Genomic DNA, 15,302 nt, shown 5'->3' with positions numbered 1-15,302 from the left:
AAAATGGCAACAGAAAAGTTATCACCCGGCATGCAACAGTATGTGGATATTAAGAAACAATACCCAGATGCTTTTTTGCTTTTTCGGATGGGTGATTTTTACGAGTTGTTCTATGAAGATGCAATCAATGCAGCACAAATTTTAGAAATTTCCTTAACGAGTCGGAATAAAAATGCAGAAAATCCGATACCCATGGCGGGCGTCCCCTATCATTCTGCCCAGCAGTATATCGACGTATTGATCGAGCAGGGCTATAAGGTGGCCATTGCCGAGCAGATGGAAGATCCTAAACAGGCAGTTGGGGTTGTCAAGCGAGAGGTGGTTCAGGTCATCACACCTGGAACGGTCGTCGATAGCAGTAAGCCAGACAGTCAGAACAATTTCTTGGTTGCTATAGACCGTGATGTCAGTCAATTTGGCCTGGCTTATATGGACCTAGTGACGGGTGACTTCTATGTGACGGGGCTATTGGATTTTACGCTGGTTTGTGGGGAAATTCGCAATCTCAAGGCTCGAGAAGTGGTGCTGGGTTATAACTTGTCTGAGGAAGAAGAACAAATCCTCAGCCGTCAGATGAATCTGGTGCTTTCTTATGAGAAGGAAGGCTTTGAGGATATTCATTTACTGGATCCACGTTTGGCAGCTGTGGAGCAAGCGGCAGCTAGTAAGCTGCTCCAGTATGTTCACCGTACCCAGATGCGGGAATTGAACCATCTCAAACCTGTTATCCGCTATGAAATCAAAGATTTCTTACAGATGGACTATGCGACCAAGGCTAGTTTGGATTTGGTTGAGAATGCCCGTTCAGGCAAGAAGCAAGGCAGTCTTTTCTGGCTTTTGGATGAAACCAAAACAGCTATGGGGATGCGACTCTTGCGTTCTTGGATCCATCGTCCTTTGATTGATAAGGAGCGAATCATCCAACGTCAAGAGGTGGTGCAGGTCTTTCTTGATCACTTCTTTGAGCGCAGTGATTTGACAGACAGTCTCAAGGGTGTTTATGACATCGAACGTTTGGCTAGTCGGGTTTCTTTTGGCAAGACCAATCCAAAGGATCTCTTGCAACTGGCGACTACCTTATCTAGTGTGCCACGGATTCGAGCGATTTTAGAAGGCATGGAGCAACCTGCCCTGGGCTATCTTATCGCACAGTTGGATGCCATTCCTGAGTTGGAGAGCTTGATTAGCGCAGCGATTGCTCCTGAAGCTCCTCACGTGATTACGGAAGGGGGCATTATCCGTACGGGATTTGATGAGACCTTAGACAAGTACCGTCGTGTGCTCAGAGAAGGGACTAGCTGGATTGCTGAGATTGAGGCTAAGGAGAGAGAAAACTCTGGCATCAGCACGCTTAAGATCGACTACAATAAAAAGGACGGTTACTATTTCCATGTGACTAATTCGCAACTGGGAAATGTGCCAGCCCACTTTTTCCGCAAGGCAACACTGAAAAACTCGGAGCGCTTTGGTACTGAGGAATTAGCCCGTATCGAGGGGGATATGTTGGAGGCGCGTGAGAAGTCAGCTAATCTAGAGTACGAAATCTTTATGCGCATCCGTGAGGAAGTCAGCAAGTATATCCAGCGCTTGCAGGCTCTAGCCCAAGGAATTGCGACAGTTGATGTCTTGCAAAGTCTAGCAGTTGTGGCTGAAACCCAGCATTTGATTCGACCTGAGTTTGGAGAGGATTCCCAAATCGCTATCCAGAAAGGACGCCATGCTGTCGTTGAAAAGGTTATGGGAGCGCAGACCTACATTCCAAACAGTATCCAGATGTCAGAAGATACCAGCATTCAATTGATTACAGGGCCCAACATGAGCGGGAAGTCTACCTACATGCGCCAGCTAGCCATGACTGCGGTTATGGCCCAGCTGGGTTCTTATGTGCCGGCAGAAAGCGCCTATTTGCCTATCTTTGATGCTATCTTTACTCGCATCGGAGCGGCAGATGACTTGGTTTCAGGTCAATCAACCTTTATGGTGGAGATGATGGAGGCCAACAATGCCATTTCGCATGCGACCAAGAATTCCTTGATTCTCTTTGATGAGTTAGGTCGAGGAACGGCAACTTATGATGGCATGGCTTTAGCCCAGTCCATCATCGAATACATCCATGAGCATATCGGAGCCAAGACCCTCTTTGCCACCCATTACCATGAGTTGACCAGTCTGGAGTCCAGTTTGGAACACTTGGTCAATGTTCATGTGGCAACCTTGGAGCAGGATGGGCAGGTCACCTTCCTTCACAAGATCGAACCAGGACCAGCTGACAAATCCTATGGTATCCACGTTGCTAAGATTGCTGGCTTACCAGGAGAACTTTTAGCAAGAGCGGATAAGATTTTGACACAACTGGAGAGTCAGGGACAAGAAAGCCCAGCTCCGATGAGGCAAACTAGCGCCGTCACGGAACAGATTTCTCTCTTTGATGCGCCTGAAGAACATCCTATCCTAGCAGAATTAGCTAAACTGGATGTTTACAATATGACACCTATGCAGGCTATGAATGTCTTAGTTGAGTTCAAACAAAAATTATAAAAAGAATCCCACTCATGTATTTGTGAGTGGGTTTTTCTTTACTTTTTATGGGCCAAAAGTTGATTGATGTGGTCCACTTTTTTAGCTTCTCTTTTATAGAGGATAGTCCAGATGATAAGGTAGACAATCGCAAACTCTGGAATGAGCTGGAGATAGAAGGTCCAGTGGAAGGGGAACCAACCAGCCAGAGTTGCTAGTGGAACAAAGCCAGCCAGCATGAGTAAGAAATGGGAAAGTGTGGCACGGAGCAAGCTCCAGTCACGGCTGAATAAGCGACTGCCAAAGCTAAAGAGAACGCCGATAGCTGACCAGATAATCGTGCAGTAGAGCAAGACCAGAGCACCGTGAACCTGATGTTGCATCATCACTTGTCCGACTAGAGAATCGGGACTAAGTGGAGCGTAGGTATTTGGTGCATAAATGAGTGAAAAGAGGATAGAGAGGATGAGACCGATAAGAACACCAGCGGCTGCATCGTGAAAGATTTGTTTTTCATAGTTCTAATTTCTCCTTGATGGTTTTTAGGTAACGGCGTGAAGAGTAAGTGAAGCTTTCGTTTTTTAAGAAAATTTCAACCAGGCCGTTGGGAGTGAGTTTGAGATGAGAGATGGAGTCGATATTGACGATTTCTGATTGGGAAATTTGGATAAAAGTTGTCGGCAGAATTTCAAGAACCTGATAGAGACGCAAATCAATGGTATAGGTCTGAGATGCAGTTTCTGCTAGAACCTTGCGATTCTCGATATAGAAGCGTTGTATCTTACCAATCTTAACTAGATAGACCTGATCATCAATCTTTCCTTTGATTGTTTCTTTTTGGTCAAGATTTTCTGCGAACTCGATGACTTTCTGGACTTTTTCGGTCGGCTGAGGAGTTTGGACAATCAGCTTTTCCTCCTCGTAAGTCTCTTTAATCTGTAGTTCTACTTTCATAAATTTCTCTCCTTATATTTCATACAAAATTGTGATCACTTCTTGTACACCTTTATTAAACACTATTTTACGACCCATGGCAAGAGCTTTTGCCTATGTGGACAGATTTAGCGTCTATGTGGCATTTGCTTTTTCTGGTAACATCTGAAATATGGTATAATAGCACTAATCAATTTCTAGGAAAATAGATACAGAAAGGGGCTGAAAGATGTCTCATATTATTGAATTGCCAGAAGTGTTGGCAAACCAGATAGCGGCAGGAGAGGTCATTGAACGTCCTGCCAGTGTGGTCAAAGAGTTGGTAGAAAATGCCATTGATGCGGGTTCTAGCCAGATTATCATTGAGATTGAAGAAGCTGGTCTCAAGAAGATTCAAATCACAGATAATGGTCATGGAATTGCCCACGATGAGGTGGAATTGGCCTTGCGTCGCCATGCGACCAGTAAGATAAAAAATCAAGCAGATCTCTTTCGGATTCGGACGCTCGGATTTCGAGGTGAAGCCCTGCCTTCTATCGCTTCTGTCAGTGTCTTGACTTTGTTGACGGCGGTGGATGGTGCGAGTCATGGGACCAAGCTCGTTGCGCGTGGGGGAGAAGTTGAGGAAGTCATCCCAGCGACTAGTCCTGTGGGGACCAAAGTTTGTGTGGAGGACCTCTTTTTCAACACGCCTGCCCGTCTCAAGTATATGAAGAGCCAGCAAGCGGAGTTGTCTCATATCATTGATATTGTCAACCGTCTGGGATTGGCTCATCCTGAGATTTCCTTCAGTTTGATTAGTGATGGCAAGGAAATGACACGAACAGCTGGAACTGGTCAACTGCGTCAAGCCATCGCAGGAATTTATGGTTTGGCAAGTGCTAAGAAGATGATTGCCATTGAGAACTCTGACTTAGATTTCGAAATTACAGGTTTTGTGTCTCTGCCTGAGTTAACCCGAGCAAATCGTAACTATATCAGCCTCTTCATCAATGGCCGCTATATCAAGAACTTCTTGCTCAATCGCGCTATTCTTGACGGTTATGGAAGCAAGCTCATGGTAGGGCGTTTTCCACTGGCTGTCATTCACATCCATATCGACCCCTATCTAGCTGATGTCAATGTGCATCCAACCAAACAAGAAGTGCGGATTTCTAAGGAAAGAGAACTGATGGCGCTGCTTTCAGAAGCTATTTCAAATAGTCTCAAGGAACAAGCCTTGATTCCTGATGCTTTAGAAAATCTTGCCAAGTCGACCGTGCGTAATCGTCAAAAGGTGGAGCAGACCATTCTCCCACTCAAAGAAAATACGCTTTACTATGAAAAAACAGAACTCTCAAAACCTAGTCAAGCTGAGGTGGCTGATCACCAGGTAGAATTGACTGATGAGGGTAGGGACCTAACCCTGTTTGCCAAGGAAACCTTGGACCAGCTAACCAAGCCCGCAAAACTGCATTTTGCAGAGAGAAAGCCTGCTAACTACGACCAACTAGACCATCCAGAGTTAGATCTTGCTAGCCTCGATAAGGCTTATGACAAGCTGGAGCGAGAAGAAGCATCGAGCTTCCCAGAGTTGGAGTTTTTCGGACAAATGCACGGGACCTATCTCTTTGCCCAAGGGCGAGATGGACTCTATATCATTGACCAGCATGCGGCTCAGGAAAGGGTTAAGTACGAGGAATACCGTGAAAGCATCGGCAATGTTGACCAGAGTCAGCAACAACTCCTAGTGCCCTACATCTTTGAATTCCCAGCAGATGATGCCCTTCGTCTCAGGGAAAGAATGCCTCTCTTAGAGGAAGTGGGTGTCTTTTTAGCAGAGTACGGAGAAAATCAATTCATCCTGCGTGAACATCCTATTTGGATGGCAGAGGAAGAAATCGAGTCTGGTATCTATGAGATGTGCGACATGCTGCTCTTGACCAAGGAAGTTTCGATCAAGAAATACCGAGCAGAGCTGGCAATCATGATGTCCTGCAAGCGGTCTATCAAGGCCAACCATCGTATCGATGACCATGCAGCTAGACAACTCCTCTATCAGCTCTCTCAATGTGATAACCCTTACAACTGTCCACATGGCCGTCCTGTGTTGGTACATTTCACCAAGTCGGATATGGAAAAAATGTTCCGACGCATTCAGGAAAATCATACGAGTCTTCGTGAGTTGGGGAAATATTAAGAACACAAAAAGCCTTTGTTCCTTTTGAACAAGGCTTTTTAGTTTTTCTAAGGTGGGAACTTTGATTGGACTTGGGCAAGTTGACATGAGGTTTACACTTGCTTGACAAGACCAGTTCTAAAAAATATTGCGAAAACTCAATTAGGTGATTCAAGGTTTTGTAGAGTCGTCTTTGTCGGAAGGATTCTTAAGACCAATCACTTTATCAAGATAACGTTGTTTGGTTTTGAGAGCCTTGCTGATAGCAATCGCTGAAGCAATCAAGAGAACGAAGGTCAGCCAAATCCAGGCGGTGAACTCGGCTGGAAAACTAGAACCGGCTAAAAAGAGATAGATAGCTAGAGCCAATACGAAAATATAAATCACCTGCCAGAGACCAAAGGATTTAACCTCTTTATAGTATTTGTCCTTGTCTTCTTCCACGATCACTTCTGAGGACCCTTTTTCAGAGTTTTCATCCAGTAGTAGATAGTCAGTTGTCACTTGGAAAATCTTGCTTAATTCAATGATTTTTTCGATTTCAGGAAGAACTTGACCAGACTCCCATTTTGAGATGCTTTGCCGAGAAACGTTGATTTGTTCTGCTAGCTTTTCCTGGGACCAACCTTTTTCCTTTCGGAGCTCAAATAGTTTTTCTGCGAGTTTCATCATACTCTCCTCCTTTTTCTACTTCTATCCTAACAATTTTTACTTATAATGAGAATACAATCTCTTGTACTATTTGTCAACTAGAGGTTGCACCTTTTGTTGCAGTCTGTCTTGGGGAAATATGGTATACTAGATAGGCAAAATAATGGAGAAAAAATTATGTACGAATATCTAAAAGGAATCATTACCAAAATCACTGCTAAATATATTGTCCTTGAGGCAAATGGTATCGGCTATATCTTGCATGTAGCCAATCCTTATGCTTACTCAGGTCAGGTTAACCAAGAAACTCAGATTTATGTGCACCAAGTTGTCCGTGAGGATGCCCATCTGCTTTATGGTTTTCGATCAGAAGACGAGAAGAAGCTCTTTCTCAGTCTGATTTCAGTATCTGGGATTGGTCCTGTATCAGCTCTTGCTATTATTGCTGCCGATGACAATGCTGGCTTGGTTCAAGCCATTGAAACCAAGAATATTACCTACTTGACTAAGTTCCCTAAAATTGGCAAGAAAACAGCCCAACAGATGGTGCTGGACTTGGAAGGCAAGGTAGTTGTGGCTAGTGATGACCTTCCTTCCAAGGTCGCAGTGCAAACCAGCGTTGAAAACCAAGAACTGGAAGAAGCTATGGAGGCCATGTTGGCGCTAGGCTACAAGGCGACTGAGCTCAAGAAAATTAAGAAATTCTTTGAAGGAACGACAGATACAGCTGAGAACTATATCAAGTCGGCCCTTAAGATGTTGGTGAAATAGGAGATTTTTATGACAAAACGCTGTGGTTGGGTTAAAATGAACAACCCTTTATATGTAGCCTATCATGATGAAGAGTGGGGCCAACCCCTTCATGATGACCGCGCTCTTTTTGAACTGCTCTGTATGGAGACTTATCAGGCTGGTCTGTCTTGGGAAACGGTACTAAACAAACGCCAGGCTTTCCGAGAAGCATTTCATGGCTATCAAATTCATGCAGTCGCAGAGATGACCGATACCGAATTGGAAGCCTTACTGGAGAATCCAGCTATCATTCGAAATAGAGCCAAGATTTTTGCTACACGCTCTAACGCCCAAGCATTTTTACGACTACAGGAAGAATATGGCTCTTTTGACGCCTACCTCTGGTCTTTTGTCGATGGACAAACCATCATCAATGATGTTCCCGACTATCACCTAGCACCTGCTAAAACAGCCTTGTCTGAAAAATTAGCCAAAGATCTTAAAAAACGAGGCTTCAAGTTTACAGGTCCAGTCGCAGTTTTATCTTTTTTACAGGCTGCAGGCCTAGTTGATGACCACGAGAATGATTGTGAGTGGAAAAACGGAAATTAGTGAGTCCAAGCGTCTAACTATCTGAGAAAATAGAAAAAGCTGAGAAAATTATCTCAGCTTTTTGATTATATGCTAGTAACTTTTATAGTGCAGTAAGAAATGTCAGTCCACCTAAGACAACGCCAGCTGAGTTTGGAATAATTAGTATCCAATCCTTCTTAGGCTCTTTTGTCCATCCGTAAATAACCCAAATTAAACAAGATACTGCTGCGGATAAAGGCTGGAATGGTTGAGCTTTGTTGCCTTGTAAATTGGCAAAAATTTGTGGGATGTAGGCGATAAATACAACAATCCCGATAAAGGCTCCAATTGAACCGACAATTTGATTTATTTTTTGTTTAGTCATATACACCTCCTTTAAAAAGATATCATAGAAATAAGCAAAATGCAATAAATTCAGACACAAATTGTAACGAAAATCAATACCAAAGCACAAAAATGGAGAAATTGTTTATTTTTTGTTATAGTCAAAGCGAATGACTTGCTCTTTTGCATCCACATAAGCATGGACGCCGAAGGGTACAATGGCTCTTGGTGTGGCATGGCCTACGTTTAGATTATAGACAATCGGGATATTGCTATCAATGATGTTCATTAGCGCCTCCTTATAGTCGTCATAGAAGGTTTCATCCATAGGTTTTCCGACCAAGAGTCCACTGATGACCTCAAATATCCCAGTTTCTTTTAAAGCCTGCACCATCTTTTTGAAGTTTTCCGGCTCAGGCTTTTCTTCGCTTGTTTCTAGCAAGAGAATCTTTCCTTCCCAGTCGGATAAGTCAGGGAAGAGTTTGTACTTTTGGCAGAGTTCTCTACTGTCTGCATATCGAGAATTGTCAAAGATATCATAGAGGGACTCAAGACAACCACCGAGGATTTCTCCCTCAAACTGAGCATTTCCTTGTAACAAATCAAAACCTGTATTTACGTGGCTGATACGAGCTGTTCCCAGAGCATTGGGACTAAAGTCAGTCCGTTCCTTGAACCAAAGGTCGCTAGGGCGGATTTCTGAGATTTTTCCTGTCTCGATCAGTTCTTTGAAGTAGTGGAGGCTATAGGGCAACATCTCCTTGTCCAATTCACAAATGTCTGCTAGAAAGGATTGCCCATAAAAAGTCTTGATCCCTAGTTTATGCAACATAAGGTGGTTCATGGTTGTATCCGAGAAGCCAAGAAAAATCTTTGGCTTGATAACCTTTTGGAGTTGGTTATTTTCAAAAAGATAAGGTAGCAAGCGATAGGTATCATCTCCACCGATGGCGCAGAGGATCATGTCGATGCTATCGTCCGAAAAGGCCTGCATCAAATCCTCTGCACGTGCCTCCGGATGGTCCTTGATAAAGTCCAAGCCCTTTAGCGAATGGGGCAAGAAGACAGGATTGAGTCCCAAATTCTTGAGACGTTGGAGGCCCAAATCGACTTCGTGTTTGACAAAATCCTCTCCGATAACACCGCTAGACAAACTGACGATACCAATAGTAGAAACCATATCTCATCCTCCTAGAAATTGATTGAGCCTATTTTATCATAAAAAATGAGAGAAAACGATAGAGATTAGAGTCAGAAGTGCTATTGAATCTCAAGAAAGCAAGTGAAAAAGCAACCGCCTGTGCAGTTGCTTTTCGTTTTTCTAATCTCTAATCTCGCTAGATATGAGTTACTTGGTCAACTCTTGATTATAGGAGAGGGCCAAATCAATCCAGTAAGGCAATTCTTTTTGACCTTCTATATCTAAGTCTATATAGCCATGATAAAGGCGTCCCCTCATCAATGTAGTATGAGCTCCTGTTCGGGGTAGAACTTGCTTTTCTATTTCTTTGCCAATTCTCACCATAACCAGCTGGTCCTTTCTGGAACTGACTGTAAGGACCATTTTCCCACGAATCATAAAGGCAAGACCACCAAACAGTTTCTTTTCTTCTAGCTCTTCTTCGAAAATTTGGGGAGGAAGTTTGAGTGCTAGAATTTTTCTAATCTGCTGTGCTAAGGATTGACTATATGCCATAGCGTTTCACTTTTCTTAATAACGTGATGGGCCTGCGCTTGCGCTTCGGATATTGAAACGTTTCTTGAGATAGAAGCGAAGGGCGAGAAGGGCTGCTCCTAGAACAGCCAAAGGCAATGGAGCAAGGATTGGATTGAGAGTGGCTGGTAGGAAGCTTGTTGCGAAGAAGACAGCCAACCAGAGAAGCATAGCAGCGAGGATGACGAGGATTGACTTCCAGAATGGAGGACGTTGGCTACGGTCTGTGTCTGGTCCATAGTACTGGTAGACAAAGTAGTACATCAAGTAGAAGGCAAGTCCTCCTACAAGCCCAACCAACAAGAGGGTAATCAATCCATAGCCAATAGCTTGATCCGTAGAGAAGAAGGTAGTCAGAGCGCTAACTAATGCAAAGAGACTGGTGATAAAAAGGGCTGAGTCCATAATCATGAGTTTTGGATCGTCATTTTCTTTTGGATGCTCTTTTTCATATTGCTCCTTGACAGTGAAGCTATGGGCCCAGTGAGTTGGAGCGCCGTAGAGGGAACGAGCTGTCGTTCCTTTGGCTTGCTCTTCAAGGATTTTAGGAATAACTTCCTCAAAGACAGCCTTGATTTCAGCGTCTGTTTTACCATCTTTAATAAATTGTTGGGTAGCGATGTGGATAAACTCTTGGTTTTTCTTAGTTAATTTTTGTAAATCAATCTGAGACATAGGGATTCCTCTTAGAACCATTTTTTATGGATGAGATAGAGAGTGAGCGAGACACTCATAGCAAAGGCGATAAAGACGATTAACCAGAAGGCGTGTGGCTCACCGTTCAAAGGGATTTCATTATCCTTGAAGTTCATCCCATAGGCTGAGAAGATCATGGTTGGGACAGACATGACAATGGTCACGAGAGCCAGAGTTTTCATGATGTTGTTCTGGTTGTTGGAAATGATAGAGGCAAAGGTCTCTGTCATAGAGTGAAGGACATTTCCATAGATATCTGCCATCTCGATGGCTTGTTGGGTTTCAATCAGAGTGTCTTCAAGTAGGTCTTCGTCTTCTAGGTATTTCTTGATATTGCTAGTTGCGCTAGTCAATTTCTTAATCACGCGCTCGTTCGTCTTCAGTGAGGCCTTGAAATAGACGATAGTCTTTTCCAATTCCATGAGCTCGATCAGCTCTTCGTTTCGAGTAGACTTGTGAAGTTGACTTTCGATTTGTTCACTCTTACGGTCAATCGAACGAAGGGCCGTAAGGTAAAGTTCGGCGTTGTGGTAGAGAATCTGGAAGATAAAGCGTGAACGCATGAAGGTGTAAAAGTTGCGCAGTCTACGGTTGATAAAGACATCGAGAACGGGGAGGGATTCCAAGCAGGTGGTGATAATGGTTTCCTCTGTGATGATAATCCCCAGCGGAATCGTAACGTAGTAGGTACGATTGTTTCTTTCCTCTGTGATGGGAACGTCCACGATGATCAAAGTGTACTCATCTTCGATGGTAATACGGGACATTTCTTCCGCATCGAGCGGTGCTCGAAGGTCGGCAATATCAATGTCAAAGGCGTTGGCGATTTCCAATGATTCATTTTGTGTAGGATTGACGAGGTTGATCCAAGTACCCGGTTCAAGCGTGTCGATCTCTTTAAATTCAGTTGTTGTTGAGAGAAAAACTTGTTTCATATCCCCTATCCTTTCATACTATTCAGTGATTCATTTTTTGCACCGTACTATTATACTATAAAAACAGCTTTTTGGGTAATAGAATTTCACATTTTTTGGTATAATGGAAAGCAATAATGGACTAGAAAGAACAAAGATGCAAGATAAAATTGTGATTCATGGGGCACGTGCCCATAACTTAAAAAATATTGATGTGGAGATTCCGCGAGACAAGCTAGTTGTTGTGACTGGTTTGTCAGGGTCTGGGAAATCCAGTCTGGCCTTTGATACCCTCTATGCTGAGGGCCAACGTCGCTATGTAGAGAGTCTATCAGCCTATGCTCGCCAGTTTTTGGGCAACATGGAAAAACCAGATGTAGATGCCATTGACGGTCTCAGCCCAGCTATTTCTATCGACCAAAAAACAACCAGTAAAAATCCTCGTTCGACCGTGGGAACCACGACTGAAATCAATGATTATCTGCGTCTCCTCTACGCACGTGTGGGGACGCCTTACTGTATCAACGGACACGGGGCTATCAAGGCTTCTTCTGTTGAGCAAATCGTGGATAAGGTCTTGGAATTGCCAGCACGCCAACGTCTGCAAATTTTAGCTCCGGTCATTCGTAAGAAAAAAGGGCAACACAAGAGTATCATTGAAAAGGTTCAGAAAGACGGCTATGTCCGCGTCCGAGTGGATGGGGAAGTCTATGATGTTACCGAAGTTCCAGAGCTGTCTAAGAGCAAGCAACACAATATCGATGTTGTGGTAGACCGTATTGTCATCAAGGAGGGCATTCGTAGCCGTCTCTTTGACTCAATCGAGGCTGCCCTTCGTATCGCAGAAGGTTATGTGATTATCGACACTATGGACGATTCGGAGTTGCTCTTTTCTGAGCATTATGCCTGTCCAGTTTGTGGTTTTACAGTACCAGAGTTAGAGCCTCGTCTCTTCTCCTTCAATGCCCCGTTTGGCTCGTGTAGTGAGTGTGATGGTTTGGGCATCAAGCTGGAGGTGGATGTTGATTTAGTGGTTCCTGATACCAGCAAAACCTTGCGTGAGGGAGCCCTGGCACCTTGGAATCCTATCTCATCCAACTACTATCCAAATATGCTGGAACAAGCCATGACAGCTTTTGGAGTGGATATGGATAAGCCCTTTGAGGACTTGTCAGAAGAAGATAAGAACTTGATTCTCTATGGGTCTGATGGCAAGGAATTCCATTTCCACTATGAAAATGAATTTGGCGGTGTGCGCGATATTGACATTCCTTTTGAGGGGGTTGTCAATAATATCAAGCGTCGTTACCATGAGACTAACAGTGATTACACACGCACCCAAATGCGTCTCTACATGAATGAACTAACCTGCGGAACTTGCCATGGCTACCGTCTCAATGACCAGGCCTTGTCTGTTCGTGTGGGTGGGGAGCAAGGACCACATATCGGTGAAATCTCAGACCTGTCTATCGCAGACCACTTGGCTTTGGTGAGCCAGCTGACCTTGTCTGAAAATGAAGCCATCATTGCCCGTCCTATTCTCAAGGAAATCAAGGATCGTTTGACCTTCCTCAATAACGTGGGACTCAACTATCTGACTCTGTCGCGTTCGGCAGGAACCCTTTCAGGTGGGGAGAGTCAGCGAATTCGCTTGGCAACCCAGATTGGGTCCAATCTATCAGGTGTCCTCTATATCCTGGATGAGCCGTCAATTGGTCTTCATCAGAGGGATAATGACCGCCTGATTGCCAGTCTGAAAAAGATGCGTGACTTGGGCAATACTCTCATCGTGGTAGAACATGACGAAGATACCATGCGCGAGGCGGATTATCTGATTGACGTTGGTCCGGGTGCCGGTGTTTTTGGTGGAGATATTGTCGCTGCAGGAACACCCAAGCAGGTGGCTCGCAACAGCAAGTCTATCACAGGCCAGTATTTGTCAGGGAAACGTGCCATTCCAGTGCCAGCAGAGCGCCGTGCCGGAAATGGTCGCTTTATCGAAGTGACCGGAGCGCGTGAGAACAACTTGCAAAATATCACTGCTCGCTTCCCATTAGGAAAATTCATTGCGGTGACAGGTGTGTCAGGTTCAGGGAAATCGACCTTAATCAACAGCATCCTCAAAAAAGCTATTGCCCAGAAGCTCAACCGCAATTCAGACAAGCCTGGTAAATTCAAAACCATCACAGGGATTGAGCATGTAGACCGCTTGATTGACATTGACCAGAGCCCAATCGGACGGACGCCGAGGTCCAACCCAGCTACTTATACGGGAGTTTTTGACGATATACGAGACCTCTTTGCTCAGACAAATGAAGCTAAGATTCGAGGCTACAAGAAGGGCCGTTTCAGTTTCAACGTCAAGGGTGGTCGTTGTGAAGCCTGCTCAGGTGACGGGATTATCAAGATTGAGATGCACTTCTTGCCAGATGTTTATGTGGCTTGTGAAGTCTGCCACGGTACCCGCTACAACAGTGAAACCTTAGAAGTTCACTACAAGGAAAAGAACATCTCGCAAGTCTTGGATATGACCGTCAACGATGCGGTAGAATTCTTCCAACACATTCCCAAGATTCAACGCAAACTTCAGACCATCAAGGATGTCGGACTGGGATATGTAACGTTAGGACAACCGGCTACCACCCTTTCTGGGGGGGAAGCCCAGCGTATGAAGTTGGCTAGTGAACTCCACAAACGCTCAACAGGCAAGTCATTCTACATTCTCGATGAGCCGACGACAGGGCTTCATACTGAGGATATCGCTCGCTTGCTTAAAGTCTTGGCTCGCTTTGTCGACGATGGCAATACAGTCCTCGTCATCGAGCACAATCTAGATGTTATCAAGACGGCAGACCATATTATCGATTTGGGACCTGAGGGCGGTGTCGGTGGTGGAACCATCATCGCAACAGGAACACCAGAAGAAGTAGCGGCTAATGAAGCTAGCTACACAGGACACTATTTGAAAGGAAAGTTACATCATGAATAAACGTGTGCAAGCATTTCTAGCGAAAATGCAAGAAAAAGAACTAGATGGCATCATCATCAACAACCTAAAAAACGTCTACTACCTGACTGGTTTTTGGGGTTCAAACGGAACCGTCTTTATCAGCCGTGATCGTCAGGTCTTGGTGACAGACTCTCGCTATATCATTGCTGCTAAGCAAGAAGTGACAGGTTTTGAGATTGTGGCTGACCGCGATGAGTTGGCTGTCATTACAGGAATTGTCAAGGATATGGGATTGTCTCGCGTCGGTTTTGAAGATGAGATTTCGGTCTCTTACTATCATCGTATGCAGGCAGCATTTGAAGGTTTGGACTTGCTTCCGCAGACTCAGTTTGTTGAAGCGCTTCGTATAATTAAGGATGAGAAGGAGATTGCGACTATTCGCAAGGCATGTTCAATCTCAGACCAAGCTTTCCACGATGCACTTGACTTTATCAAACCAGGAAAAACTGAAATTGAAATTGCCAACTTCCTTGATTTCCGTATGCGTGAGCTAGGAGCGGCAGGCTTGTCTTTTGATACCATTTTAGCGAGTGGTATCAACTCTTCTAAACCACATGCCCATCCCATGCATAAACCCGTAGAGCTGGGAGAAGCCATCACCATGGACTTCGGCTGTCTTTACGATCACTATGTCAGCGATATGACACGGACTATCTATCTAGGACATGTCAGTGACGAGCAGGCAGAGATTTACAATACGGTTCTGAAAGCCAATCAAGCCTTGATTGACCAAGCCAAGGCAGGTCTAGGTTTCCGCGACTTTGACAAAATCCCTCGTGATATTATCATCGAGGCAGGCTATGGCGACTACTTTACCCATGGTATCGGACACGGTATCGGACTGGATATCCATGAGGAACCCTACTTTAGCCAAGCTTCCAAAGAAGTTATTAAATCTGGTATGGTCTTGACTGATGAACCGGGTATTTATATTGAAGGTAAATACGGCGTTCGTATTGAAGATGATATCCTGATTACAGATAACGGTTGCGAATTGTTGACTCTAGCGCCGAAGGAATTAATTGTTATTTAAGAAAATTATGATAAATTGTTGACTTT

Annotated in this window: 14 protein-coding genes; 6 read left to right on the top strand and 8 right to left on the bottom strand. The window is 44.4% G+C overall.

Annotated elements, in window-relative coordinates; translation table 11 throughout:
- Positions 1–3: 3 nt before the first annotated feature.
- Positions 4–2,538 (top strand): DNA mismatch repair protein MutS, encoded by a 2,535-nt coding sequence (mutS, locus tag SORDD25_RS07745; protein ID WP_061853235.1) that lies wholly within the window; start codon positions 4–6, stop codon positions 2,536–2,538.
- 38 nt (positions 2,539–2,576) lie between these two features.
- Here the strand turns inward: mutS and SORDD25_RS07740 are convergent, their stop codons facing one another.
- Positions 2,577–3,023, bottom strand: a complete 447-nt coding sequence (locus SORDD25_RS07740; RefSeq protein ID WP_061853234.1) for a DUF3021 domain-containing protein — start codon at positions 3,021–3,023, stop codon at positions 2,577–2,579.
- 7 nt (positions 3,024–3,030) lie between these two features.
- The gene (locus SORDD25_RS07735) at positions 3,031–3,471 is read right to left on the bottom strand and encodes a LytTR family DNA-binding domain-containing protein (protein ID WP_061853233.1); all 441 of its coding nucleotides are present in this window, start codon (positions 3,469–3,471) and stop codon (positions 3,031–3,033) included.
- 208 nt (positions 3,472–3,679) lie between these two features.
- Here SORDD25_RS07735 and mutL point away from each other — a divergent pair, with 208 nt between their 5' ends.
- Positions 3,680–5,629 carry a DNA mismatch repair endonuclease MutL gene (gene mutL / locus SORDD25_RS07730; RefSeq protein WP_061853232.1) on the top strand — a complete coding sequence of 650 codons (1,950 nt, stop codon included), beginning with the start codon at positions 3,680–3,682 and terminating at the stop codon, positions 5,627–5,629.
- Between the two features lie 150 nt (positions 5,630–5,779).
- On the opposite strand, the gene SORDD25_RS07725 is transcribed toward mutL, so the two are convergent.
- On the bottom strand, positions 5,780–6,277 hold the full coding sequence (locus SORDD25_RS07725) for a helix-turn-helix domain-containing protein (protein ID WP_061853365.1): 498 nt from the start codon (positions 6,275–6,277) through the stop codon (positions 5,780–5,782).
- 159 nt (positions 6,278–6,436) lie between these two features.
- Between SORDD25_RS07725 and ruvA the strand changes: the two genes are divergently transcribed.
- Positions 6,437–7,030 carry a Holliday junction branch migration protein RuvA gene (ruvA, locus tag SORDD25_RS07720; RefSeq protein WP_061853231.1) on the top strand — a complete coding sequence of 198 codons (594 nt, stop codon included), beginning with the start codon at positions 6,437–6,439 and terminating at the stop codon, positions 7,028–7,030.
- A 9-nt stretch (positions 7,031–7,039) separates the two neighbouring features.
- Positions 7,040–7,603: a DNA-3-methyladenine glycosylase I gene (locus SORDD25_RS07715; RefSeq protein ID WP_061853230.1), complete on the top strand. Its 564-nt coding sequence runs from the start codon at positions 7,040–7,042 to the stop codon at positions 7,601–7,603.
- Between the two features lie 82 nt (positions 7,604–7,685).
- Here SORDD25_RS07715 and SORDD25_RS07710 read toward each other — a convergent pair whose 3' ends face one another.
- The 5 genes from SORDD25_RS07710 to SORDD25_RS07690 all read right to left on the bottom strand — a co-directional run bounded on the left by SORDD25_RS07710 (position 7,686) and on the right by SORDD25_RS07690 (position 11,254).
- On the bottom strand, positions 7,686–7,949 hold the full coding sequence (locus tag SORDD25_RS07710; RefSeq protein ID WP_000166113.1) for a SemiSWEET family transporter: 264 nt from the start codon (positions 7,947–7,949) through the stop codon (positions 7,686–7,688).
- Between the two features lie 105 nt (positions 7,950–8,054).
- Positions 8,055–9,089, bottom strand: coding sequence for a S66 family peptidase (locus SORDD25_RS07705; RefSeq protein ID WP_061853229.1), 1,035 nt, complete (start codon positions 9,087–9,089; stop codon positions 8,055–8,057).
- A 168-nt stretch (positions 9,090–9,257) separates the two neighbouring features.
- Positions 9,258–9,605 (bottom strand): hypothetical protein, encoded by a 348-nt coding sequence (locus SORDD25_RS07700; RefSeq protein ID WP_061853228.1) that lies wholly within the window; start codon positions 9,603–9,605, stop codon positions 9,258–9,260.
- A gap of 15 nt (positions 9,606–9,620) precedes the next feature.
- On the bottom strand, positions 9,621–10,298 hold the full coding sequence (locus SORDD25_RS07695) for a DUF1129 domain-containing protein (RefSeq protein WP_061853227.1): 678 nt from the start codon (positions 10,296–10,298) through the stop codon (positions 9,621–9,623).
- An 11-nt stretch (positions 10,299–10,309) separates the two neighbouring features.
- Complete coding sequence (locus SORDD25_RS07690) at positions 10,310–11,254, bottom strand: magnesium transporter CorA family protein (RefSeq protein ID WP_061853226.1); 945 nt, start codon at positions 11,252–11,254, stop codon at positions 10,310–10,312.
- Positions 11,255–11,390: 136 nt separating this feature from the next.
- On the opposite strand from SORDD25_RS07690, the gene uvrA reads away from it, so the two are divergent.
- Together uvrA and SORDD25_RS07680 are read left to right on the top strand one after the other, a co-directional pair.
- A complete protein-coding gene (gene uvrA, locus SORDD25_RS07685) occupies positions 11,391–14,222 on the top strand; it encodes an excinuclease ABC subunit UvrA (protein WP_061853225.1) in 2,832 nt (943 codons plus the stop codon).
- Positions 14,215–15,276, top strand: a complete 1,062-nt coding sequence (locus tag SORDD25_RS07680) for a M24 family metallopeptidase (protein WP_061853224.1) — start codon at positions 14,215–14,217, stop codon at positions 15,274–15,276. The genes uvrA and SORDD25_RS07680 overlap by 8 nt, the downstream gene beginning before the upstream one ends.
- Positions 15,277–15,302 lie beyond the last annotated feature (26 nt).

This window comes from Streptococcus oralis (assembly GCF_001579525.1).
Lineage (GTDB): Bacteria > Bacillota > Bacilli > Lactobacillales > Streptococcaceae > Streptococcus > Streptococcus oralis_M.
The sequence above is the reverse complement of the archived record's forward strand: the minus strand, read 5'-3'. Positions and strand labels throughout refer to the sequence as shown.